This window comes from Pseudomonas sp. NFPP12, from assembly GCF_900103205.1.
Taxonomy (GTDB): Bacteria; Pseudomonadota; Gammaproteobacteria; order Pseudomonadales; family Pseudomonadaceae; genus Aquipseudomonas; species Aquipseudomonas protegens.
The window spans coordinates 1,294,946-1,317,687 of sequence record NZ_FMWW01000001.1 but is presented as its reverse complement, the minus strand read 5'-3'; the positions used below and the strand labels follow the sequence as shown (position 1 = coordinate 1,317,687).

At 67.1% G+C, this 22,742-nt stretch carries 19 protein-coding genes; 11 read left to right on the top strand and 8 right to left on the bottom strand.

What is annotated here, in order from left to right; all coding sequences use genetic code 11:
• The first annotated feature begins 45 nt into the window (after nt 1-45).
• The 11 genes from BLS75_RS05550 to BLS75_RS05500 all read left to right on the top strand — a co-directional run bounded on the left by BLS75_RS05550 (nt 46) and on the right by BLS75_RS05500 (nt 14,500).
• Nucleotides 46-684: a TetR family transcriptional regulator C-terminal domain-containing protein gene (locus BLS75_RS05550; RefSeq protein ID WP_053151166.1), complete on the top strand. Its 639-nt coding sequence runs from the start codon at nt 46-48 to the stop codon at nt 682-684.
• Nucleotides 685-767: 83 nt separating this feature from the next.
• Complete coding sequence (locus BLS75_RS05545) at nt 768-1,484, top strand: response regulator (protein WP_011061002.1); 717 nt, start codon at nt 768-770, stop codon at nt 1,482-1,484.
• 1 nt (nt 1,485) lies between these two features.
• The gene (locus BLS75_RS05540) at nt 1,486-2,289 is read left to right on the top strand and encodes a substrate-binding periplasmic protein (RefSeq protein ID WP_072452216.1); all 804 of its coding nucleotides are present in this window, start codon (nt 1,486-1,488) and stop codon (nt 2,287-2,289) included.
• Nucleotides 2,286-4,541, top strand: a complete 2,256-nt coding sequence (locus BLS75_RS05535; protein WP_072452215.1) for an ATP-binding protein — start codon at nt 2,286-2,288, stop codon at nt 4,539-4,541. The genes BLS75_RS05540 and BLS75_RS05535 overlap by 4 nt, the downstream gene beginning before the upstream one ends.
• 208 nt (nt 4,542-4,749) lie before the next feature.
• Nucleotides 4,750-6,153, top strand: coding sequence for an amino acid permease (locus BLS75_RS05530; protein WP_072452214.1), 1,404 nt, complete (start codon nt 4,750-4,752; stop codon nt 6,151-6,153).
• 488 nt (nt 6,154-6,641) lie between these two features.
• The gene (locus BLS75_RS05525) at nt 6,642-7,433 is read left to right on the top strand and encodes an enoyl-CoA hydratase/isomerase family protein (RefSeq protein ID WP_072452213.1); all 792 of its coding nucleotides are present in this window, start codon (nt 6,642-6,644) and stop codon (nt 7,431-7,433) included.
• A 218-nt stretch (nt 7,434-7,651) separates the two neighbouring features.
• Nucleotides 7,652-8,812, top strand: coding sequence for an acyl-CoA dehydrogenase family protein (locus BLS75_RS05520; protein ID WP_011061007.1), 1,161 nt, complete (start codon nt 7,652-7,654; stop codon nt 8,810-8,812).
• A gap of 21 nt (nt 8,813-8,833) precedes the next feature.
• A complete protein-coding gene (locus BLS75_RS05515; protein ID WP_072452212.1) occupies nt 8,834-10,933 on the top strand; it encodes an acetate--CoA ligase family protein in 2,100 nt (699 codons plus the stop codon).
• A gap of 10 nt (nt 10,934-10,943) precedes the next feature.
• A complete protein-coding gene (locus tag BLS75_RS05510; protein WP_072452211.1) occupies nt 10,944-12,551 on the top strand; it encodes a 5-guanidino-2-oxopentanoate decarboxylase in 1,608 nt (535 codons plus the stop codon).
• Between the two features lie 26 nt (nt 12,552-12,577).
• The gene (locus BLS75_RS05505; protein WP_072452210.1) at nt 12,578-13,786 is read left to right on the top strand and encodes a pyridoxal phosphate-dependent aminotransferase; all 1,209 of its coding nucleotides are present in this window, start codon (nt 12,578-12,580) and stop codon (nt 13,784-13,786) included.
• Between the two features lie 9 nt (nt 13,787-13,795).
• Nucleotides 13,796-14,500 carry an NAD(P)H-dependent oxidoreductase gene (locus BLS75_RS05500; RefSeq protein ID WP_072452209.1) on the top strand — a complete coding sequence of 235 codons (705 nt, stop codon included), beginning with the start codon at nt 13,796-13,798 and terminating at the stop codon, nt 14,498-14,500.
• A gap of 144 nt (nt 14,501-14,644) precedes the next feature.
• On the opposite strand, the gene BLS75_RS05495 is transcribed toward BLS75_RS05500, so the two are convergent.
• From BLS75_RS05495 to BLS75_RS05460, 8 genes are all read right to left on the bottom strand, one after another.
• Nucleotides 14,645-15,616: a 2-hydroxyacid dehydrogenase gene (locus tag BLS75_RS05495; protein ID WP_072452208.1), complete on the bottom strand. Its 972-nt coding sequence runs from the start codon at nt 15,614-15,616 to the stop codon at nt 14,645-14,647.
• An 18-nt stretch (nt 15,617-15,634) separates the two neighbouring features.
• A complete protein-coding gene (locus BLS75_RS05490) occupies nt 15,635-16,930 on the bottom strand; it encodes an MFS transporter (RefSeq protein ID WP_015635407.1) in 1,296 nt (431 codons plus the stop codon).
• A gap of 137 nt (nt 16,931-17,067) precedes the next feature.
• A complete protein-coding gene (locus BLS75_RS05485) occupies nt 17,068-18,030 on the bottom strand; it encodes a sugar kinase (protein WP_065363898.1) in 963 nt (320 codons plus the stop codon).
• The gene (locus BLS75_RS05480; RefSeq protein ID WP_072442074.1) at nt 18,023-18,805 is read right to left on the bottom strand and encodes a sugar phosphate isomerase/epimerase family protein; all 783 of its coding nucleotides are present in this window, start codon (nt 18,803-18,805) and stop codon (nt 18,023-18,025) included. The genes BLS75_RS05485 and BLS75_RS05480 overlap by 8 nt, the downstream gene beginning before the upstream one ends.
• Before the next feature lie 66 nt (nt 18,806-18,871).
• Nucleotides 18,872-19,888: a LacI family DNA-binding transcriptional regulator gene (locus BLS75_RS05475; RefSeq protein ID WP_047336608.1), complete on the bottom strand. Its 1,017-nt coding sequence runs from the start codon at nt 19,886-19,888 to the stop codon at nt 18,872-18,874.
• A 142-nt stretch (nt 19,889-20,030) separates the two neighbouring features.
• Nucleotides 20,031-20,963 carry an alpha/beta hydrolase gene (locus BLS75_RS05470; protein WP_072452207.1) on the bottom strand — a complete coding sequence of 311 codons (933 nt, stop codon included), beginning with the start codon at nt 20,961-20,963 and terminating at the stop codon, nt 20,031-20,033.
• Nucleotides 20,964-21,051: 88 nt separating this feature from the next.
• Nucleotides 21,052-21,993, bottom strand: coding sequence for a choline ABC transporter substrate-binding protein (locus tag BLS75_RS05465; protein WP_065363901.1), 942 nt, complete (start codon nt 21,991-21,993; stop codon nt 21,052-21,054).
• A gap of 127 nt (nt 21,994-22,120) precedes the next feature.
• On the bottom strand, nt 22,121-22,732 hold the full coding sequence (locus BLS75_RS05460; RefSeq protein WP_072442065.1) for a LysE family translocator: 612 nt from the start codon (nt 22,730-22,732) through the stop codon (nt 22,121-22,123).
• Nucleotides 22,733-22,742: the final 10 nt, after the last annotated feature.

Sequence of the window (22,742 nt, the reverse complement as noted above, 5' to 3'; positions counted from 1 at the left end):
GTCGTTCAGTTTCAACTTCCCGCCACTGTCCAAGGAACCCGCCCCATGAGCCAGGAAGCGCGCTTTTCCCGCCTGGAACCCGATCTGCGCAAGGCCGAGCTGATCGAGGCGACGCTGACCTGCCTCAAGCTCCACGGTTTCCAGGGCGCTTCGATCCGCAAGATTTCCGCCGAGGCCGGGGTCTCGGTGGGGCTGATCAGCCATCACTATTCCGGCAAGGACGAGCTGGTGGCCGAGGCCTATCGCGCGATCACCGGGCGGGTCATGAGCCTGCTGCGCGAGGCCATGGAGCAGGCCGCGCCCGACCCCCGGCAGCGGCTGTCGGCGTTCTTTCGCGCCTCGTTCTGCGCCGAACTGCTGGACCCGCGGCTGCTGGATGCCTGGCTGGCCTTCTGGGGCGCGGTGAAGACCGCCGAGGCGATCAACCTGGCCCACGAACATTCCTATGGTGAATACCGTAACGAGCTGGCCGGCCTGCTGGGCCAGTTGGCCGGCATTCAGGGCTGGAAAGGCTTCGACGCCGATCTGGCGGCCATCAGCCTCAGCGCCTTGCTCGACGGCCTGTGGCTGGAATCCGGGCTCAACCCCGGGACCTTCAGCCCGCAGCAGGGCGTGCAGATCTGCGAGGCCTGGGTCGAGGGGCTGCTGGCCAGCGGCGGGCGCGGTTTCGCTGTGCCGACATAGGGCTGTTGATCGGTTGTTCAGTAATGGCTAGGCTGCTGCGCTGTAGGTGGTTTCTCTAATAAAAATAATCAGGAACACAGGCGATGACTCCTCGGGTATTGATCGTCGACGACGATCCGCTGATTCGCGAGCTGCTTCAGGCTTATCTCTCTCAGGAAGGCTACGACGTGCATTGCGCCGCCACCGCGGAGCAGGCGGAGAGCTTTCTCGGCCAGCACACGGTGGACCTGCTGATGCTGGACATCCGCCTGCCGGGCAAGGACGGCCTGACCCTGACCCGGGAACTGCGGGTGCGTTCGGAAGTGGGGATCATCCTGATCACCGGGCGCAACGACGACATCGACCGCATCGTCGGCCTGGAATGCGGCGCCGACGACTACGTGATCAAACCCCTCAACCCCCGCGAGCTGGTGTCCCGGGCCAAGAACCTGATCCGTCGGGTGCGCCAGGCCAGCCCGCCCCAGGCCCCGGCCAACAGCCCGAGCCCGGTCAAGCAGTTCGCCGACTGGGCCCTGGACACCGACCGCCGCCGGCTGATCGACCCGCGGGGCGCTGAAACCCTGCTGACCCACGGCGAATACCAATTGCTCAGCGTGTTCCTGCGCAACAGCGGCCACACCCTGAGCCGCGACCAGTTGATGGACCAGATCCGCAACCGCGAATGGGTGCCCAGCGACCGTTCCATCGACGTGCTGGTGGGCCGCCTGCGGCGCAAGCTGCACGACGATCCGGCCGAGCCGGAGCTGATCATCACCATCCACGGCGCCGGTTACCTGTTCACCGCTAGCGTGGCGGCCTGAATTGCTGCGTCGCGCGCTGGTGCTGTGCCTGTGCCTGATCCCGCTGGCCGGCGCGACCTGGGCCGAGCCCGCGCCGCAGCCCCAGCCCGTGCTGCGTTATTGCGACTACCCGGTGTACCCGCCGATTTCCTGGAGCGACGGCAGCCAGGTGCGCGGCCTGGCACCGACGGTGGTGCGCCAGGTGCTGGGGGACCTGGGCTATCAGGTGCAGGTGGTGGTGCTGGGCAACTGGAAGCGCTGCCTGCTGGACGCCGCCGCGGGCCGGGTGGATGTGGTGCTGGCCTACAGCACCGGCCAGCGCCAGCAGGACCTGTTGTTTTCCCGGGTGCCGGTGCTGCGTGAGGAGGTGGCGCTGTTCGTCAACCGCCGCAACCTGCCGAGTTTTACCCACTTGCAGGACCTGACCGCCTACCGCGGCGGCCTGCTGTTCGGCGAGAGCTACGGCCAGGATTTCGACCGCGAAGTGGTGCAGCACGGCAATATCGAATGGGTTTCCAGCAGCCAGCAGAACTTCGGCAAGCTGATCCGCCAGCGCATCGATTTCATCCCCCATGAACGCCGCACCGGGCAGCTGTTCATCGAGCAATTGCCGGGGGCCCAGGACATCATCGCCTTGCCCCAGGCGGTGAGCGTCGACTACCTGCGCCTGGCGGTGTCGCGCCATTCGCCCCTGGCGCCGCGCATGGCCGAGATCGACACCCAGTTGCAGCGCCAGGTGGACAGCGGGGCGATCCAGCGCTGGCTGGCGCAAAGCCAGGACGGCTACCGCGCCATGCTCAAGGCCCAGGTCGAGGGCCGGCCATGATTGCGCTGCGGCCCAGCGGCCTGTTGCGCCGCCTGCTGCTGTTTATCCTGCTGTTCAGCCTGTGCTTCACCGTGCTCGCCAGCAGCGTGCAGCTGTACTTCGAATACCGCCGGGAAATGCGCGACATCGACAGCCGCATGGAGCTGATCCGCGCCGGTTACCTGGGCAGCCTGGAACGCAACCTGTGGGACCTCAACCAGGAACAGCTGACCGTGCAGTTGCAGGGGCTGGTGGACTTTTCCGATGTGGCTCGGGTGCACCTGATCAGCAACGACTTCGACTTGCAGCAGGGCAGTGCCGAGCTGATCGGGCCGCTGCGGGTCGAGCGTTTCCCCCTGAGCTACCAGCCGCCGTCCGGGCCGCTGCGCCAGCTCGGCGAGTTGCAGGTCAGCACCGATCTGGGGGCGGTGTACCGGCGCCTGTACGCCACCGGGCTGGCCAGCCTGTTGTGGATGAGCGTGTTTCTCTGCGGGCTGGCGGTGGCCTTGTCCGGGCTGTTCTACCGCCTGGTGACCCGGCACCTGCAAGTGATGGCCGATTTCGCCCGGCGCGTGGCGGCCGGCGAGCTGCACGAGCCCCTGCACCTGGACAAGCGCCAGCGCCCGGATGGCGACGAGATCGACACCGTAGCCCGGGCCCTGGACGACATGCGCCGGGCGGTGCTCGATGATGTGCAGCGCCGCGAAGCCGACCGTCTGGCCCTGCAGGACAAGCGCGATGAATTGCAGAAAATGGTCCAGCGCCGCACCGCCAGCCTGATGCACGCCAAGGACGAGGCCGAAGCCGCGAACCTCGCCAAGTCGCGCTTTCTGGCGACCATGAGCCATGAACTGCGCACCCCGTTGAACGGTATCCTCGGCATGGCCGAACTGCTGCGTTCGGCGCCCCTGGGCAGCCAGGATCGCCAGCGCTTGCAGGCCTTGCATCAAGCCGGGGAGGGCCTACTGAGCATCCTCAACGAAGTGCTGTCCTTTGCCCGGTTGGAGGAGGGCGAAAGCCGCCCGGAAGTGCGGGACTTCTCCCTGCGTCAGTTGCTGGAAGAAGTCACCACCTTGTTGCAGCCCCGGGCCGAGGCCAACCGCACCCGCCTGGAATTGCACATCGACGAACAACTGGCACCGCGCCAGCAGGGCGCCGAGCAGTACCTGCGCCAGGTGCTGAGCAACCTGCTGGCCAACGCCATTCGTTTTACCGAAGACGGCTGGGTGCGGGTCGAAGTGCAGGTGCTGCACAGCGCCGCCGAGGGCCAGCGCCTGCGTTGCTGCGTGCGCGACAACGGCATCGGTATTGCCGCGTCGATGCGCGAAAAGATCTTCGAGCGTTTCGTCCAGGCCAGTGATGAAGTCAGCCGCCGCTATGGCGGCACTGGCCTCGGGCTGGCGATCTGCAAACACTTGCTGCAGCAACTGGACGGACGCATTGGCGTCGACAGCGAGTTGGGGCAGGGCAGTTGTTTCTGGTTCGAGCTGGTGCTGGGGGTGGGTCAAGAGCCTTTGCCGTCGCCACAGCTTCAGGTGCCGGCGCAGGGTTTGAAGATCCTGGTGGTCGAAGACGTGGCCCTCAACCGCGAAGTGGCCAGTGGCCTGCTGCAGCGTGACGGCCATCAGGTGTGGCTGGCGCAAGACGGTGAAACGGCCCTGGCCCTGTGCCGGCAGCAAGCCTTCGACCTGTTGCTGCTGGATGTGCACCTGCCCGGCATCAGCGGGGTCGAGTTGTGCCGGGACATCCGCCGCCGCCCCGGGCCCAATCGGCAGGTGCGGATCTTCGCCCTGACCGCCAGCGTCCAGCCGTCTGTGGTGCGCAGTTATCTGCAGGCCGGGATGCAAGGCATTCTCGGCAAGCCGTTGCAGTTGGCCAGCCTGCGTCAGGCGCTGGCCGGGCAACTGCAGCCACCGCTGTTGCAGGCCCCGCAAGGCTTGCTCGACCAGGGCTTGCTGGACACTCATCGCAGTCTGTTGGGCGAGCAGAAGTTGCAGGACCTGCTCCAGATCCTGGCCGATGCCCTGGATCAGCAACAACCACTGTTGGCCGACGCCCTGGCCGCCGAAGACTGCACCGAGGTCCTGCACCTGGCCCATCGGCTGGCGGGCAGTGCCGACTCCCTGGGGTTTTGCGCGCTGGCCCGGGTGCTGCGGGAGTTGGAGGCGGCGGCGCAGCAGGCGGATCGCCCGGCTCTGGCGCCCCTGGCGGCGAGGCTGCAGCGGCCCTGGCAAGAGTCTCGGGCCTTGCTGCAGCGCTTGCTGGCGGCCTGACGTACAAAATCCTTACGACTTTTTACATCTTCGATCTTTTGCTTCAACCCGAACTTACATGGCTTTCCAATAATCGCTTGAGCCGCGCCCGCCGCGGCCTTCGAAGCTTATTGGAGATAATAATAATGAACTGCCTGCAAGCTGCTTGTGCCCCACGTCCCGTCCCATCGCCCCGCGCCCTGCGCCTCACCGACTGCTGAGGTGCACCATGACGACCAGTACTGAAAGCAAAGGCATCCAACTGACGCGCTCGCTGAAGAGCCGGCACATTTTCATGCTGTCCCTGGGCGGGGTGATCGGCACCGGGCTGTTCATGGGCTCCGGGGTCACCATCAACCAGGGCGGGCCCTGGGGGGCGATCCTCTCCTACCTGGTGGCCGGCTTCCTGATGTACCTGGTAATGGTCTGCCTGGGCGAGCTGTCGGTGCAGATGCCGGTGTCCGGCTCGTTCCAGGCCCACGCCACCAAGTACATCGGCCCGGCCACCGGCTTCATGATCGGCTGGGTCTACTGGATGAGCTGGGCCACCACCGTGGGCCTGGAGTTCACCGCCGCCGGCATGCTGATGCAGCGCTGGTTTCCCGGGGTGCCGATCTGGTACTGGTCGGCGCTGTTCGTGGCCTTGCTGTTTGGCATCAACGCCCTGGCCACCCGGGCCTTTGGCGAGGCCGAATACTGGTTCGCCGGGGTCAAGGTGCTGGCGATCCTGAGCTTTATCGTGGTGGGCGCGCTGGTGATCTTCGGCGTCATCGACCTGCCCAGCGGCGCCCCGGCGCCGATGTTCGACAACCTCAAGGGCGACTCCCTGTTCCCCAACGGCCTGCCGGCGGTGTTCGCGGTGATGATGACCGTGGTCTACGCCTTCCAGGGCTGCGAGATCATGGGCGTGGCCGCCGGTGAAACCGACCAGCCGGAAAAAAGCATCCCCCGCGCCGTACGCAACGTGGTGTTTCGCGTGCTGATCTTCTACGTGCTGGCGGTGATGGTGCTGGCGGCGATCATTCCCTGGCAGCAGGCCGGGCTGGTGGAAAGCCCCTTCGTCCAGGTGTTCGACATGGTGGGCATTCCCTACGCCGCCGACCTGATGAACTTCGTGATCCTCACGGCGATTCTTTCGGTGGGCAACTCCGGTTTGTATGCCTCCACGCGCATCCTCTGGGCCATGTCCAAATCCGGCATGGCGCCCAAGGCCCTGTCGCCCCTGAGCAAACAAGGCGTCCCCCTGCGCGCCCTGTTCATCACCCTGTGCTTTGCCCTGATCTCGTTGATGACCAGCTTCATCGCCGCCGACACCCTGTTCATGGTGCTGATGGCGGTGAGCGGCATGGCCGGCACCGTGACCTGGATCGTCATTGCCCTGGCCCAGTACCGCTTCCGTCGCCAGTTCCTGCGCGAAGGCGGGCAACTGGAGCAGCTCAAGTACCGCGCGCCCTGGTTCCCTCTGGTGCCGCTGCTGTGCATCGTCCTGTGCAGTTCGCTGTTCGTGTTCCTGGCCCTGGATGAAACCCAGCGTCCGTCGCTGTACTGGGGCTCGGGCTTTATCGCCCTGTGCTACGGCGCCTACTACCTGATGCAGCGCAAACGCCAACTGCAACCTGCAGCCGCCGTGTAGGAGCCGGCAGGTACACCACTCAGGCTCCCGTAGGAGCCGGCTTGCCGGCGAAGAGGCCCTTGAGCCCTGCATCGCCTGGGCCTGCGCTTTCGCTGGCAAGCCAGCTCCTACATTTCCCTGTAGCCGCTGCCGCAGGCTGCGAGCGGCTTGGGCGACATGCCGACGCAGGAGACGCGGCGGTCTTGAAGGCGCCCAGGGTCTGCCTGAGGACCGCCAAGCAAGGCCCTGCGGTCCTTTGCGCAGCCTCGCAGGCTCGGCAGCGGCTACAGAGCCCGCGCGGGAGGTTGTAGGCGGTTGTTCGAAGTTGTAACAGAGGCGCCCGAAGCAACGATTGGTTTTGATTAATATCTATTTAAAACAACGAGTTATGTGTGTTTACCAGAATGAGGACAGGCCTCGATCAACCAATTGCCGCCTTGTTGAACACTCGTTTAGTATGGCCCTCACGTCACCTCCCTCACGCCAACCACAATAATTCGAGGACGCACATGACCCCTTCATCGTCGCTGCTCAGCCGGGTCGAAGCCGGCGTAGCCTGGATCACCCTCAATCGCCCGGAGCAACGCAACGCCCTGGACATCCCCACCCTCAAGCAACTGCATGCCTTGCTGGAGCACTGCAACAGTGACCCGGCGGTACGGGTGCTGGTGCTGACCGGCAGCGGCCGCAGTTTCTGCGCCGGGGCCGATCTGGCGGAATGGGCCGAAGCCGAGGCCCGCGGCGCCCTGGAAAGCTACGGCTGGACCGAAACCGCCCACGCCTTGATGACCTGCCTGCACAGCCTGGACAAACCCACCATTGCCGCCATCAACGGCACGGCGGTGGGCGGTGGCATGGACCTGGCGCTGTGCTGCGACCTGCGGGTGGCCGGGCAGTCGGCGCGCTTCAAGGCCGGCTACACCAGCATGGCCTACTCGCCGGACGCCGGGGCCAGCTGGCACCTGCCGCGCTTGATCGGCAGCGAACAGGCCAAGCGCCTGCTGTTCCTCGATGAGTTGTGGAGCGCCGAACGCGCCCTGGCCGCCGGTTTGGTCGGCGAGGTGTGCGCCGACGAGCAACTGATCGGCAGCGTCAGCGAGCTGGCGGCGCGCCTGGCCACGGGCCCGACCTTCGCCTTTGCCCAGACCAAGAAGCTGATCCGCCAGGGCGCCGACCGCAGCCTGGTGCAGCAACTGGCCGCCGAACTGGCCGCCGGCCTGCTGTGCGGGCGCAGCGCCGACGGCGCCGAAGCCCTGCGTGCCGTCAGCGAAAAACGCCCGCCACGTTTCCAAGGGTTGTAGGGGCGGCCGGGCGGCGCTCGGTTTGCCGGCGAAAGGGCCCCTGGGCCATGTGCCCATTTTGTAGGAGCCGGCTTGCCGGCGAAGGCGCCCGCAAGAACAGCGCCTGATTCAAGGGCCTGTTCGCCAGCAAGCTGGCTCCTACGGGAAGGTGTTTTTCGCCAGATCGTCCTGCCAGATCACTGGTTTTTTTGCACCGTCAATCACTCACAGGTAGCGCCATGAATTTCCAACTCAGCCAAGAACAAGAAATGTTGGTGGACGCGGTTCGCAGTTTTGTCAGCAAGGAGTTGCTGCCCCACGAAGAGGCGGTGGACCGCGCCGATGAGGTCAGCGCCGACCTCGCCGGGGAGATCCGTAGCAAGGCCATCGCCGCTGGCTTCTATGCCTTCAACATGCCGGAAGAAGTGGGTGGTGGCGGCCTGGACTACCTGTCCCAGGCGCTGATCGAGCGCGAGCTGGCCAAGTGTTCCTGGGCCCTGCATGTGTTCGTTGCCCGGCCGTCGAAAATCCTCATGGCCTGCACCGGCTCGCAGATCGGCGACTACCTGCTGCCCTGCGTGCAGGGGCGCAAGGTCGACTGCTTCGCCCTGACCGAACCCGGGGCCGGCTCCGACGCCAATGCGATCAAGACCCGCGCCGTGCGCGACGGCGGCGACTTCGTGCTCAACGGCAGCAAGCACTTCATCAGCCACGCCGGGCATGCGGATTTCGCCATTGTCTTTGCGGTCACCGGCACCTATGAGCACAACGGCCGCCAGCGCAACGCGGTGACTTCGTTCCTGGTGGATCGCGACACCCCGGGCCTGACCATCCGCCGTGGCCCCAAGTGCGTGAGCAACCGCGGCTACCACACCTTCGAGATGTTCTTCGATGACTGCCGGGTACCGGCTTCCAAGGTGCTGGGGGAGGTGGGCAAGGGCTGGGAAGTGGCCAACGCCTGGCTCACCGCCGGGCGAGTGATGGTCGCCGCCAACTGCGTCGGGCAGGCCCAGCGCGCCCTGGATGCCTCCCTGCAATGGGCCGCGGACCGCAAGCAGTTCGGCCAGGCCATCGGCAGTTACCAGGGGGTGTCGTTCAAGCTGGCGGACATGGCCACGCAGATCCGCGCCGCCGAGCTGTTGACCCTGCATACCGCCTGGAAGATGGACCAGGGCAGCATGACCGATGGCGAGGCCGGCATGGCCAAGCTGTTCGCCAGTGAAGTGCTGGGCCGGGTGGCCGATGAGGCGGTGCAGATCTACGGCGGCATGGGCCTGATGGACGAAGGCCCGGTGGAACGCATCTGGCGCAATGCGCGGATCGAGCGGATCTGGGAAGGCACTTCGGAGATCCAGCGCCACATCATTTCCCGTGAACTGCTGCGGCCGCTGATGCGCTGAGCGCCCTGGAGAATTGCCGTCATGTCCCAGACTTTGCGTGACAATCTCAAGCGCCTGCTGGCCCCAAGGCACCTGGCTTTCGTCGGTGGGCGCAGCATGGCCCGGGCCCTCAAGCGCTGCGCCGAAGGCGGTTTTACCGGGCCCATGTGGCTGGTCAACCCGCAGCATGCCGAGCTCGACGGAGTGCCGTGCGTGGCCAGCATCGAACAGCTGCCCTGCGGCCCGGATGCGGTGTTCGTCGCCACCAACCGCGAGCTGACCCTGACCTGCGTCGCGGCGCTGGCGGCCAAGGGCGCCGGCGGGGCTATCTGTTACGCCTCGGGCTTTGCCGAAACCGGCGCCCAGGGCCAGGCCCTGCAGCAGCAACTGCTCCAGGCGGCCGGCGACATGGCGCTGTTGGGCCCCAACTGCTACGGCCTGCTGGACTACCTGCACAGCGCCGCGCTGTGGCCGGTGGCCCATGGCGGCCAGCCCGTGGAACGCGGGGTGGCGGTGCTGACCCAGAGCGGCAACTTTGCCTACAACCTGTCCATGAGCGATCGCTCGCTGCCGGTGGCCTACATGGCGTCGGTGGGCAATCAGGCGCAGCTGGGCATTGCCGAACTGATGGACGTGCTGCTGGACGAACCACGGGTCACTGCCATCGGCCTGCACCTGGAAGGCCTGAAGAACGTGCCGGGTTTTGCCCGGGCGGCGCACAAGGCCCTGGAGAAGGGCATTCCGATCATTGCCCTGAAGACCGGGGTGTCGCAGATCGGCGCCGAGCTGGCCTTGAGTCACACCAGTTCGCTGTCGGGATCGGATGCGCTGTACGACGCGTTGTTCCAGCGCCTGGGGGTGATCCGGGTCAGCGGCCCGGTGAGTTTTGTCGAGACCTTGAAGGCCGCCTCTTGCGGGCAGTTGCCGGCCGGTCCGCAACTGATGGCCCTGGCCTGTTCCGGGGGCGATGCCGGGCTGATCGCCGACTACGCCGAGCGCAACGCCCTGCAGCTGCCCAAGCTGGATGCCGGGCAATGCGCCGAGCTGGCCGGGGTGCTGCCGGGCTACGCCAACCTGGTGAACCCGCTGGATTTCACCACCGCCATCTGGGGTGATGCCCAGGCCCTGCAAGCCATGCTCGACACGGCCCTGCGTACCGAGGCCGACAGCGCCATGCTGGTGCTGGATTACCCGGCCGAATTTACCGGCGAGCGCAAGGAATGCGACCTGCTGCTGGAGCTGTTCTGCGCCGCGTTGCAGCGCCACGGCAAGCGCGGTTTTGTCACTTCGGCCTTTCCCGAACTGCTGCCCGCCAGCGCCCGCGAGCGTTTGCACGGCCATGGCATTCCCGCCTTGCAAGGGGTGGAGGACGGCCTGGCGGCCTGGGGCCGGATCGTCGCCTATCAACAGCGGCGCCCGGTGTTGCTGGCCCTGGGGGAGTCGGCCCTGGTGCCGCTGTGCCCGCAGGCTCTGGACGGTAGCGCTGTGCTGCTGGACGAGTGGCAGTCCAAGCAGGCCCTGCGCGCCTTCGGCCTTTGCACCCCGGACGGCGTGTTGACCACCCCCGGGCAGGCCCTGAGCGCGGCGGCGGGCATTGGCTACCCGCTGGTGCTCAAGGCGGTGAGCGCCGAGCTGCCGCACAAGACCGAGGCCGGGGCGGTGGCCCTCAATCTCAAGGACCCTGAAGCCCTGAGCGCCGCATTGCGGCTGATGCGCACCCGGATTGCCGAGCATGCGCCGCGGCTGGCCTTTGAACAGATCCTGCTGGAGCCCATGGCCGCGGCGCCCCTGGCGGAGCTGATTGTCGGCATCAAGCGTGAGAACGACTTCGGCCTGGCCCTGGTGATCGGCGCCGGCGGGGTGCTGGTGGAACTGCTCAAGGACAGCCGCAGTCTGCTGCTGCCCACCACCGAAGGGGCGATCCGCCAGGCCTTGCTCAGCCTGCGCAGCGCTACCTTGCTGCAAGGCTTTCGCGGGCGCCCCGAGGCCGATCTTGAGGCCCTGGTGGCGGCCATCGGCGCGGTGGCGGACTACGCCTGCGAACATGCCGGGCAACTGCTGGAACTGGATGTGAACCCATTGTTGGTCGGTGCCCAGGGCACCGTCGCGGTCGATGCGTTGATTCGCCTTGGCCAGGCTTGAGGAGAGAGACATGCACGATCAGACCTTGACCGGTGGCCAAGCCCTGGTGCGGCTGCTGGCCGGCTACGGCGTCGACACGGTGTTCGGCATTCCCGGGGTGCACACCCTGGAGCTGTACCGCGGGCTGCCCGGCAGCGGCATCCGCCATGTGCTGACCCGCCACGAGCAGGGCGCGGGCTTCATGGCCGACGGTTACGCCCGGGTCAGCGGCAAGCCCGGGGTGTGCTTTGTCATCAGCGGCCCGGGGGTGACCAACGTCGCGACCCCCATCGGCCAGGCCTACGCCGACTCGATCCCGCTGCTGGTGATTTCCAGCGTCAACCACAGCGCCAGCCTGGGCAAGGGCTGCGGCTCGCTGCACGAAACCCAGGACCAGCGGGCGATTACCGCGCCTATCACCGCCTTTTCGGCCCTGGCTCTGAGCCCGGAAGACCTGCCGGAACTGGTGGCCCGGGCCTTTGCCGTGTTCGACAGCCAGCGCCCGCGCCCGGTGCACATCAGCGTGCCCCTGGATGTGCTGGCGGCCAAGGTGGCCCGGGACTGGACCGGCGAGGTGCGGCGACGCCCCGCTCGCGGCCCGGCTGCGGCGGCGGATATCCAGCAGGCGGCGAACACACTGCGCAAGGCCAAGCGGCCGATGATCATTGCCGGCGGCGGCGCGTTGCACGCGGCCGAGCAACTGCGGGCCCTGAGCACGCGCCTGGGGGCGGTGTTCTTCAGCAGCGTCGCCGGCAAGGGCCTGCTGCCGGATGAAGCGCCACTGAACGCCGGGGCGACTTTGTGCGTGGAGCCCGGCTGGCAGTTGATCGCTCAGGCCGACGTGGTGCTGGCGGTGGGCACCGAAATGGCCGACACCGACTACTGGCGCGAGCGCCTGCCGCTGAACGGCGAGCTGCTGCGCCTGGATATCGACCCGCGCAAGTTCAATGACTTCTACCCGTGCTCGGTGGCCTTGCACGGCGATGCCCGGGCCACCCTGGACGCCTTGCTCCAGGCCTTGCCACCCACACCGGCCGACGCGGGGGCGGCGATTCATGCGGTGGCCGATCTGCGCCAGGCGGTGCAGAACGGGCAGGGGCCCTTGCAGCAGATTCACCGCTCGATCCTGCAACGCATTGCCGCCGAGCTGCCGGAGCACGGGTTTATCGCCAGCGACATGACCCAGCTGGCCTACAGCGGCAACTACCTGTACCCGACCCGGGCCACCCGCAGTTGGCTGCACCCCACCGGCTACGGCACCTTGGGCTACGGCTTGCCGGCCGGCATCGGCGCCAAGCTTGGTGCCCCCGAGCGGCCTGGGCTGGTGCTGGTGGGCGATGGTGGTTTTCTCTACACCGTGCAGGAGTTGGCCACGGCGGTGGAGGAACTGCGCAGCCCGCTGGTGGTGCTGCTGTGGAACAACGATGCCCTGGGGCAGATCCGCGATGACATGCTGGACCTGAACATCGAGCCCATTGGCGTGCTGCCGCGCAATCCGGATTTTGCCGCCCTGGCCCGGGCCTTTGGTTGCAGCGTCAGCCAGCCCGCCAGCCTCGATGAGTTGCAACAGGAACTGCGCGAGGGCTTTGCCCGCAACGGCGTGACCCTGATCGAACTCAAGCACGCCTGCGCGCGCTGACCATCCCTTTTTCCTGGAGCTTGTGCATGCGCTTTTCTCGACTGACCCAACGTATTGCCGGAGACGGCGCCGCCGCCTGGGACATTCATTACCGGGCCCTGGCCAAGCGCGAACGCGGCGAAGAGGTCTGGTTGCTGTCGGTGGGCGACCCGGATTTCGACACCCCCCAGCCCATCGTCCAGGCGGCCATCGACAGCCTGCAGGCCGGCCACACCCATTACGCCGATGTGCGCGGCAAGCGGGCCTTGCGCGAGGCCATCGCCCGCCGCCATCAGCAGCGCAGCGGGCAAGTGGTGGATGCCGAGCAAGTGGTGGTGCTGGCCGGTGCCCAGTGCGCCCTGTACAGCGTGGCCCAGTGCCTGCTGGACCCGGGTGACGAAGTGATAGTGGCCGAGCCGATGTACGTCACCTATGAAGCGGTGTTCGGTGCCTGCAACGCCCGGGTGGTGCCGCTGCCGGTGCGGGCCGAGGACGGCTTTCGGGTGCAGCCCGAGGCGGTGGCCGCGCGCATCACCGGCAAGACCCGGGCCCTGGTGCTCAACAGCCCGCACAACCCGACTGGCGCGAGCATCCCCCGGGCCACCTGGGAAGCCCTGGCGGCGCTGTGCATCGAACATGACCTGTGGCTGATCTGCGACGAGGTCTACAGCGAGCTGCTGTACGAGGGCGAGCATGTCAGCCCGGCCAGCCTGCCGGGCATGGCCGAGCGCACCGCGACCCTCAATAGCCTGTCCAAGTCCCATGCCATGACTGGCTGGCGCCTGGGCTGGGTGGTGGCGCCGACGGCCCTGGCCGCGCACCTGGAAAATCTCGCCCTGTGCATGCTCTACGGCTCACCGGAATTCATCCAGGACGCCGCCGTGGTGGCCCTGGAACAGCCCTTGCCGCAACTGCAAGAGATGGCCCAGGCCTATCGCCAGCGGCGGGACCTGGTGTGCGACTGCCTGGCCGATTGCCCCGGTGCCCGGCCGTTGAAACCCGATGGCGGCATGTTCGTCATGGTCGATATCCGCGCCACCGGGCTCAGCGCCCAGGCCTTCAGCGAGCGCCTGCTGGATGAGCAGGGCGTCTCGGTGCTGGCCGGCGAAGCCTTCGGCCCCAGCGCCGCCGGGCATATCCGCCTGGGGCTGGTGCTGCAGCCGGATGACTTGCGCGAAGCCTGCCGGCGCATCGCCTTGTGCGCCCGGCAGTGCCTGGCCGAACGCGATGCCCCTGTTACTGTGCAACCTGTCTGAGGAAGCTTCATGAATGTGTTGATCGTCCACGCCCACCCCGAACCGCAGTCCTTCACCGCCGCCTTGCGTGACCAGGCCCGCAGCACCCTGGAGGCCCAGGGACACCAGGTGCAGGTCAGCGACCTGTACGCCATGAACTGGAACCCGGTGGCCAGCGCCGCGGATTTTGCCTCCCGGGACAACCCGGATTACCTGGTGTATGCCCTGGAACAGCGCTTGGGGGTGAAGAACCAGAGCATTGCCGCGGATATCCAGGCCGAGCTGGACAAGCTGCTGTGGGCCGACCTCTTGATCCTCAACTTCCCGGTGTTCTGGTTCTCGGTGCCGGCCATGCTCAAGGGCTGGATCGACCGGGTGCTGGTGTCGGGGGTGTGTTATGGCGGCAAGCGTTTCTATGACCAGGGCGGGCTGGCGGGCAAGAAAGCCCTGGTGACCCTGACCCTGGGCGGGCGCGAGCACATGTTCGGCGAAGGCGCGATTCACGGCCCGCTGCAGGACATGCTGCGCCCGCTGCTGCGCGGCACTTTGGCCTATGTCGGCTATGACGTGCTGGAACCCTTCGTGGCCTGGCACGTGCCCTACATCAGCCAGGAGGCTCGCGAAGCCTTCCTGCACAGCTACCACCAGCGCCTGCTGCACCTGGCGGACGACCAGCCCCTGGTCTTCCCGCGCCTGGACCAGTTCGACGAAGCCCTGCATCCACTACCCCTGTAGCCGCTGCCGCAGGCTGCGAACGGCTCCGTAGGAGACGCAGGGATCTTCGCGGCGACAGGGGGTTGTCTGGATATCGCCAGGCAAGGCCCTGCGGGCCTTTTCGCAGCCTCGCTAAAGCTCGGCAGCGGCTACAGGGTTATAGGGTTACAGGGCGGCGGGGTTGACCAGGTTCGGTGGGCGCTGGCCGGCCAGGGCCGCCAGCAGGTTGTCCACTGCGCAGCGGGCCATGGCTTCGCGGGTTTCGTGGGTGGCCGAGCCGATGTGCGGGGTGGCCACGACGTTGGGCAGTTGCAGCAGCGGGGAGTCGTGGTCCAGCGGCTCGCGTTCGAAGACGTCCAGCCCGGCGCCGCGAATCCGCCGTTGTTGCAGGGCTTCTATCAGCGCCGCTTCATCCACCACCTTGCCCCGGGAAATATTGATGAAGATGCTTTCGGGGCGCATCAGGGCGAACTCCCGGGCGCCGATCAGGCCCTGGGTGCGTTCGGTCAGGGGCAGGGTCAGGCAGATGAAGTCGGCTTCCTCAAGCAGTTGCTCCAGGCTCCGGTACTGGGCATTGAAGCGTTGCTCCACCGCGGGCTTGGGCCGGGTGCTGTGGTAGATCAGCGGCATGCCGAAGCCAAAATGCCCGCGCTGGGCCAGGGCTTCGCCGATGCGCCCCATGCCGATGATGCCCAGGGTCTTGCCGTGGACATCCGTGCCAAAGTGCGCCGGCCCGATGTTGCGCTGCCATTGCCCGGCGCGCACCAGGTTGGCCAGTTCCACCACCCGCCGGGCGGCCGCCAGGATCAGCGCGAAGCCGGTGTCGGCGGTGGTCTCGGTGAGCACGTCGGGGGTGTTGCTGAGCAGGATGCGGCGCTGGGTCAGGTAGTCGATGTCGTAGTTGTCGACCCCCACCGAAACGCTGGCCACCGCCCGCAACCGGGGCGCCAGGTCCAGCAGTTCGGCGTCCAGGCGCAGGCTGGCACCCAGCAGCCCGTCGGCGCTCGGCAGCGCCTGGCGCAGGGCATTCAGCCCCGCCGCGTCGAGGGTTTCGATCAGGGTCACCTGCGCCTGCTCCTGCAGGCGCGCCATCAGCGTTGGGGAGAGTTTCTTGTACAGCACCAGGTGTTTTTTCATGGGGTTCTCTAGACCGTTTCAAGGGTGGGCCAGGCGCCGGCGCAGGGGCAGGGCCTTGGCCTGCGGCTGGTCGGCACCGGGTTTGAGCAACAGGGTCAGCAGTACCGAGAGCAGCAGCGCGCCGCTCATCAGCAGGTAGGAGGCGCCGGGGGAGCCGGTGGCGCTGTTCAGGTAGCCCACCAGGTAGGAGCCGCCGAAGGAGCCCAGGGCGCCCATGCTGTTGATCAGGGCCATGGCGCCACCGGCGACGTTGGCCGGAAGGATCTCCGGGACGATGGCGAAGAACGGCCCGTAGGGCGCGTACATGCAGGCCCCGGCGATCACCAGCAGGCTGTAGGACCACCAGAAGTGCTCGGCCCCCAGCAGGTAGGAACCGTAGAAAGCGATGGCCGCCACCAGCAGCGGCGGCCAGACGAAGCGCTTGCGCTTCTGGGTGCGGTCCGAGCCCCAGGACACCGCCAGCATGGCGATCACCGCCGCCAGGTAAGGCAGGGCCGAGAGCCAGCCGGCTTCCACCATGTCCATCTGCGCGCCGTGCTTGAGGATCGACGGCAGCCACAGGACAAAGCCGTAGACCCCGATGCTCCAGCAGAAGAATTGCAGGGCGAGGATGATCACCTTGGGCGAGCGGAACGCCTCGGCGTAGTTCTTCACCGCCTTGATCCCTTGCTGTTCGGCAGCCAGGGCACTTTCCAGGTCGCGTTTTTCGTCCTGGCTCAGCCACTGCGCCTGGCTGGGTCGGTCATCGGCCAGGCGCCACCAGATAAAGGCCCAGATCACCGCCGGCAGGCCTTCGATGATGAACATCCAGCGCCAGCTGAAGTGCTGCACCAGGTAGCCGGAGACCACCGACATCCAGAGCATGGTCACCGGGTTGCCGAGGATCAGGAAGGTGTTGGCCCGGGAGCGTTCGGCGCGGGTGAACCAGTGGCACAGGTACACCAGCATCGCCGGCATCACCGCGGCCTCTACCACCCCCAGCAGGAAGCGGATGCCGATCAGCATGTAGGCGTTGGCGACTATCCCGGTGAGGGTGGCCAGGCCGCCCCAGAGGATCAGGCTGACGAAGATCAGCTTCTTCACGCTGCGCTTTTGCGCGTAGATCGCCCCGGGCACCTGGAAAAAGAAATAGCCGAGGAAGAACAGCGCCCCCAGCAGCGAGGACAGGCCGGGGGTGATCTGCAGGTCGTCGGCCATGCCCGAGGCCGCGGCGAAACCGTAGTTGGCGCGGTCCAGGTAGGCCAGGCTGTAGGTGATGAAGACGATGGGCATGATGTACCACCAGCGGCGGGTGGCGAGTTTGAGCGTGTCCATGAAAGTTCTCCTGAGCTTGTTGTTTTTGTCGCAGCAGGTGGTTCGTGGTGTTCGGTCACTGCAGGAGCCGGCTGGCCGGCGAAGGGGCCCTTGGGGCGTGTGTCGCCGGGCGGGCGTCTTCGCTGGCAAGCCAGCGCCTATAGGGCGCTGGCGGTTTTCAGGCTGGGTGTGTGCTCCGGTAGTTCGTGGCGCAAGGGCAGGCCTTCCATGTCGCCACGGCTCTGCACCGCGCGGCTGCCGATCCAGTTGGCCCGCTGCACCGCTTCGAGGATGCCGCGGCTTTCCAGCAGGGCGCTGATCAGGCCCACGGCAAAGCCGTCGCCGGCGCCTACGGTGTCCACCACCTGGGCCACCGGCACGCCGTCGACGAAGCCGGCATCCAGCTGGGTGCGGTAGTAGGCGCCGTGGGCGCCGAGCTTGATCACCACGGCTTCGGCGCCCTGGTCCAGGTAGAAGGCGGCGATGTCCGCCGGGTCGTCGCGGCCGGTGAGCAGGCGGCCTTCGGCGAGCCCCGGCAGTACCCAATGGGCCAGCGCCGCCAGGCGGTTGATCTCGCGGATCATCAGCGCTTCGCTGGGCCACAGGGCGGGGCGCAGGTTGGGGTCGAACGACACGCTGTGCCCGGCGCTGCGCTGGGTGTGCATCAGGTGGCCGGACAGCTCTCGGGCCGAGTCCGAGAGCGCCGGGGGAATGCCGGTGGCGTGCAAGTGGCGGGCCCGCAGCAGGGCCGGGTCGAGGTCGCCGATGGCCAGGTGGCTGGCCGCCGAACCGCGGCGGAAATACTCGACCCGCGGGTCGTCGCCGCCGTCTTCCCGGGACTTGAGCTGAAAGCCGGTGGGATGGATCGGGTCGCAGCGCACGAAACGGCAGTCCAGGCCTTCGGCGCGCAGGGTGTCGAGCACGAAGCGCCCCAGGGAGTCGTTGCCTACCCGGCTCAGCCAGGCCACCTTGAAGCCCAGGCGTGCCAGGCCGATGGCCACGTTGCTGTCGGCCCCGGCGATGCGCTTGTGGAAGTGCTGGACCTGGGCCAGGTCGCCGCCGTGTTCGGCAACGAACATCGCCATGGTTTCGCCGAACGAGAGGATATCGATATCAGGCATCTGCATGCTCCAGGCGCGATTGGCCAAGGTGGGCCAGCAGGCTGACCTGCTCGGTGGTCACTTGCAGCAGGTCGGTGCCTTGCAAGGGGTATTCCACGGCCCGGGTAATACCTTGAGTCATGTGCCGCAGCAGTTGTTCCCATTGATGCAGCTCCGGGGCGCCGGGCGGTATGGCCACCAGCTTGCCGTCGACCCGCAGGCGCACCGCCTTGCAGTGCACGTAGGCCACGTGCCGGCCCAGCAGGCGCGCGGCGTTGAGCGCCGATTGCTCCTGCCATTGCCAGTTGCCGATGTCGAAGGTCATGCGCAGCGGCAGGTTCAGTGCCTCTACCGCGCTGAAAAAGCGCTGGAACGGCTCGATGCGCCCGCCGTGGGCGGTCTGGTCGTTCTCCACCAGCAGGGCCAGGGGCTGGCGAAACAGCAGGCTGGCCAGGCTGCGCAGGTCGTGGTGTTCGCGAAAGTGCCCGAGGGACACCTTGAGCCGCTTGGCGCCGAACTCCCGGGCCCGTTGCAGGGTGGCGCTCAGTTGCGGGTTGGGCTCGCTGCGCTCGGCCTGCCACAACTCCAGGGGCGAGGAAAACACGCTTTCCAGACCGTGCTCCGCAGCGCTGCGGGCCAGCTCGGCAGGTTGCTCATGGGTCAGCAGTTCTTCGCGCCATTCGATGCAGGACGCGCCGGCGGCGGCCACCAGGGGAATGAAATGCGCCTGACCCTGTGCGCGCACAAGGTCTGCGCCGTAGCTGGACAAACTGATGGAGACGGGGGATTGCTGCATGTTCCTGACCTCTGAAACCGGTTTCATTTTTGTTCGAGAAAAAAGTGGTGGGTCTTGCCCCCACTGTTACAACCGGGTGGAGCCGCGCACGATCAACTGCGCCGGAAAATCCACCACTCGCGCCGGGGCATCGTCGCCCCGCAGGCGCTTGAGCAGGCATTCGAAGGCACTGGTGCCTATGGCTTCGGTGGGCTGGGCCAGGGCCGTGATGCCATTGCCCACCAGGGGGTACCAGTCCAGGTCGTCGAGGGCGATCAGGCCCACGCCTTCGAACAGCGGGCACTCCAGCTCACGCAGGGCACGGGTGGCGGCCAGGGTCGCCACGCCGTTGGCGCAGAACAGCGCCTTGGGCCCGGGGCCGGGGGCGGCGAGAAAGGCTTGCAACTGGCTGGTCAGGTGGCTGCCGGTTTCCAGCAGTTGGCCGCGCAAGGCCGGACGGCGCTCGATCTCGGCCTGGAAACTGGCGCTGCGCTCCAGCCGCGAGCTGGTGCCGTCATGGGGTTCGCTGACCAGCAGCAGGTCGCGATAGCCCTGCTGCTGCAGGTGGTCGAGGGCGCTGCGCACCGCCGCCGGGTTGTCCAGGCCCACCAGGTCGGCCTGCAACTGCGAGAGCTTGCGGTCCACCAGGACCATGGGCATCTCTTCCTGCAATTGCTGCAACTGTTCCAGGTGGTGGCCCAGGGTGTTCACGATCAGGCCTTCGATGTTGTAGGCCCGCAGGTTGGCCAGGTGCCTGGCTTCCTGTTCGTCGTCGCGGTCGGTGTTGCACACCACCAGACTGTAGCCGTGCTGGCGGCAGGCGGTTTCCACGCCATGCATCACGGCAATCGAATAGGGGTTGCGGATATCGGCCACCAGCATGCCGATCAGGCGGGTACGCCCGCGCTTGAGGCCGCGGGCCATCTGGTTCGGGCGGTAGCCCAGTTCGCTGATGGCCTGATCGATGCGCAGGGCAATGGCATCGGAGAGCAGGGCCCGGTCCTCGCCGATAAAGCGCGACACGCTGGCCTTGGAGACCCCGGCGCGGCGGGCGACATCGAGCATGGTGACGCGGCTGCGCTGGGCGGCGGAAAACTGATTCACGGGCGACGACCTTGTTTTTGGAATTATGGGTTTCAGTTGCGCTGAAACCGGTTTCAGGAAACCGCAAAAGCGCTTCGGCCGTCAATAGTGCAGAGGCAGGAAATAGCATCCGGGCAGGTCGGTGGCTGACCAACGGTCGCGTTCAGGGGCGGCCCAGGTGCTGTTCCAGGTAGGCCAACAGGGCGCTGTACAGGGCATCCACTTCAGGGGCCAGGCCCCTGGCACGCAGGCAGCCGTGCACCAGCCCCAGGCCCGGGTACAGCTGGCTTTGCCCACCGGCTGCGAGCAAGTGCTGGTGATAACGCTCGCCGTCATCGCGCAGCGGGTCGAACTGTGCCAGGGCGATAAAGGCCGCGGGCAGGCCGGCGAACTGTTGCGCCAGCAGTGGCCGGGCATAGGCCGAGCACCGCTGCGGGCCGGGCAGGTACAGGGCCTGGAAACAGTCCAGGTCGCTGCTGCTGAGCAAGGGCGCGTCGGCGCACTGGCTGCGCGAGGGCAGGTTGGCGGCGCCACCCAGGCCGGGGTAGACCAGCACCTGGGCCGCCGGCCCGGGTTCGCCGGCATCGCGCAGGGCCAGGCACAGCGCCGCCGCCAGGTTGCCGCCGGCGCTGTCGCCCATCAGCACCCGGCGCTGCGGGTCCAGTGGCAGGGGCAGCAGCCCTTGTTCCAGGGCCCGCCAGACCCCCAGGCAATCGTCGAAGGCGGCGGGGAACGGGTGCTCCGGGGCCAGCTGGTAGTCCACGGCGATCACCAGTATTCCCAGCTCGCTGGCCAAGCGGGCGGTGATGAACTCGTGGGAGTCCAGGCCCCCCAGCACCCAGCCGCCGCCGTGCAGGTACAACAGCCAGGGCCAGCCCGAAGGTGCAGCCGGGCGCTCGGGGTGATACAGGCGCAGTGGCACCCCGGCCAGTTGCAGCTCCTGTACTGCCAGCCCGGCCGGGCGAGGCGGGGTGAAGGCCCGGCACATGCGCTCGTAGCTGTCGCGCAGGCCCTGGAAGCTGCTGTCGGCGCTGGTGTAGCTCAGGGTTCGCTGGACAAAGGCCGCCAGCTCGGCAGAAAGCGGGTAATGGTTCATGAACAGTCCTGGAGTGTGGGAGCCGGCTTGCCGGCGAAGAGGCCCGTGAGACCGCCTGCGCCGGCAAGCCGGTTCCTGCAGAGGGTGGCTACAGGCTCGCTTTGACCGCTGCCACGCCATCGCGGCCGTCGAAGGTGGTCACTCCCGCCAGCCAGCGCTGCAGGTCCTCGGGATGCTCGCGCAACCATTGCCGGGCCACCTCCTGGGGCGATTGGCGCTGCATGATGGGCACCATCAGCTGGCTTTCCTGGGCTGCGGTGAAGCTCAGGTTCTTCAGCAGCCGGTCGACGTTTGGGCAGCGCTCGGCATAGTCCGGGGCGGTCACCGTGGACACCGTGGCCGCGCCTTCGTTGGGCCCGTACACGTCCTCGCTGCCGGTGAGGTAGGTGATGGCCAGGTTGATGTTCATCGGGTGCGGGGTCCAGCCGACGAACACCACGAACTCCTTGCGGTTGATCGCCCGCTGCACCGCCGCCAGCATCCCGGCCTCGCCGGACTCGATCAGCTTGAAGCCCTTGAGGCCGAAATGGTCGGTGTCGATCATGGTCTTGATCGTGGTATTGGCGCCGCTGCCGGGTTCGATGCCGTAGATCTTGCCCCCCAGCTGTTCCTTGAAGCGGGCGATGTCGGCGAAGGTCTTCAGGCCCGCTTGCGCCACGTAGTCCGGCACCGCCAGGGTCGCCTGGGCATCGGCCAGGCTGGGTTGGGCCATGACCCTGACCTGCCCGGCGGCCAGGAAGGGCGCGATGTTCTGGTCCATGGCCGGTTTCCAGTAGCCGAGGAAGATGTCCAGGCGCCGGTCGCGAATGCCGGCGAAGATGATCTGCTGCACCGCGCTGGTCTGCTTGCTGTCGTAGCCCAGGCCGCCGAGCAGCACGTCGGCCATGGCGCTGGTGGCGATCACGTCGGTCCAGTTGACCACGCCCATGCGCACGGTCTTGCAGGCGGCGGGCTCGGCGGCCCAGGTCGGGGCACTCAGCAGGGCGCTGGCGCAACAGGCCAGGAAACAACGCTTGAACGGTGTTTTCATCGGAGGCTCTCGTGGGGCAGTGGTTTTTGTTCGGGGCGGCGTCTTGTTGCGCCGTGTGCGCCACCCTACAGCGCCCCGGTGCCGAGCCAAAGGCACTGGAGCGACCGCCCGTTGCACTGTGGCGACCTCAGGCCCACAGGCTCATCCAGGTGGATGCCAGCAACAGCAGGGCCATGCCCCGATTGAACGCCTGCAGCGCCTGGGGCGAGCGCAGCCAGCGCGCCGAACCGGCCCCCAGCAGTGCCCAGGCGCCCAGGCACGGCAGGGCGATGAGGAAAAACACCAGGGACAGCCACAGCGCCCGCCACTGTCGGTCGGCCTCGGTACCAGCGAACACGCTGACCACCGCCAGGGCCATCATCCAGGTCTTGGGGTTCACCAGTTGCAACGCGGCGGCGCCGGCCAGCCCCAGGCGGCGCGGCTGCCCGGCACTGGCATCCAGGACGCTGGCCGGGGCCTGCCAGATCTGCCAGGCCAGGTAGCTGAGCCACAGTAGCCCGAGCCACTGCATGGCCTGCTGCACCTTGGGCCTGCCGGCGAGCCAGTCGCCCAGGCCGGCGCCCACCAGCAGCACGATCCCGGCCGCGGCCAGCGCCGCGCCGAGGATGATCGGCGGCGCCGCCCGCAGGCCATGGCGGGCGCTGTTGTTCAGCACCAGGATATTGGTCGGCCCCGGGGTGATGGAGGCGACGAAGGCAAACAGCACAAAGGGCAGCAGGGTCGAGAGAGACAGGGGCATGGCAGGCAAC

Excerpts from the sequence above, each read along its gene's own strand:
- BLS75_RS05500 (WP_072452209.1), top strand. The coding sequence starts at position 13,796 with ATGAATGTGTTGATCGTCCACGCCCACCCCGAACCGCAGTCCTTCACC.
- BLS75_RS05465 (WP_065363901.1), bottom strand. The coding sequence starts at position 21,993 with ATGAAAACACCGTTCAAGCGTTGTTTCCTGGCCTGTTGCGCCAGCGCC.
- BLS75_RS05490 (WP_015635407.1), bottom strand. The coding sequence starts at position 16,930 with ATGGACACGCTCAAACTCGCCACCCGCCGCTGGTGGTACATCATGCCC.
- BLS75_RS05505 (WP_072452210.1), top strand. The coding sequence starts at position 12,578 with ATGCGCTTTTCTCGACTGACCCAACGTATTGCCGGAGACGGCGCCGCC.
- BLS75_RS05515 (WP_072452212.1), top strand. The coding sequence starts at position 8,834 with ATGTCCCAGACTTTGCGTGACAATCTCAAGCGCCTGCTGGCCCCAAGG.
- BLS75_RS05530 (WP_072452214.1), top strand. The coding sequence starts at position 4,750 with ATGACGACCAGTACTGAAAGCAAAGGCATCCAACTGACGCGCTCGCTG.
- BLS75_RS05510 (WP_072452211.1), top strand. The coding sequence starts at position 10,944 with ATGCACGATCAGACCTTGACCGGTGGCCAAGCCCTGGTGCGGCTGCTG.
- BLS75_RS05485 (WP_065363898.1), bottom strand. The coding sequence starts at position 18,030 with ATGCCTGATATCGATATCCTCTCGTTCGGCGAAACCATGGCGATGTTC.
- BLS75_RS05550 (WP_053151166.1), top strand. The coding sequence starts at position 46 with ATGAGCCAGGAAGCGCGCTTTTCCCGCCTGGAACCCGATCTGCGCAAG.
- BLS75_RS05470 (WP_072452207.1), bottom strand. The coding sequence starts at position 20,963 with ATGAACCATTACCCGCTTTCTGCCGAGCTGGCGGCCTTTGTCCAGCGA.
- BLS75_RS05525 (WP_072452213.1), top strand. The coding sequence starts at position 6,642 with ATGACCCCTTCATCGTCGCTGCTCAGCCGGGTCGAAGCCGGCGTAGCC.
- BLS75_RS05520 (WP_011061007.1), top strand. The coding sequence starts at position 7,652 with ATGAATTTCCAACTCAGCCAAGAACAAGAAATGTTGGTGGACGCGGTT.
- BLS75_RS05545 (WP_011061002.1), top strand. The coding sequence starts at position 768 with ATGACTCCTCGGGTATTGATCGTCGACGACGATCCGCTGATTCGCGAG.
- BLS75_RS05480 (WP_072442074.1), bottom strand. The coding sequence starts at position 18,805 with ATGCAGCAATCCCCCGTCTCCATCAGTTTGTCCAGCTACGGCGCAGAC.
- BLS75_RS05460 (WP_072442065.1), bottom strand. The coding sequence starts at position 22,732 with ATGCCCCTGTCTCTCTCGACCCTGCTGCCCTTTGTGCTGTTTGCCTTC.
- BLS75_RS05495 (WP_072452208.1), bottom strand. The coding sequence starts at position 15,616 with ATGAAAAAACACCTGGTGCTGTACAAGAAACTCTCCCCAACGCTGATG.
- BLS75_RS05535 (WP_072452215.1), top strand. The coding sequence starts at position 2,286 with ATGATTGCGCTGCGGCCCAGCGGCCTGTTGCGCCGCCTGCTGCTGTTT.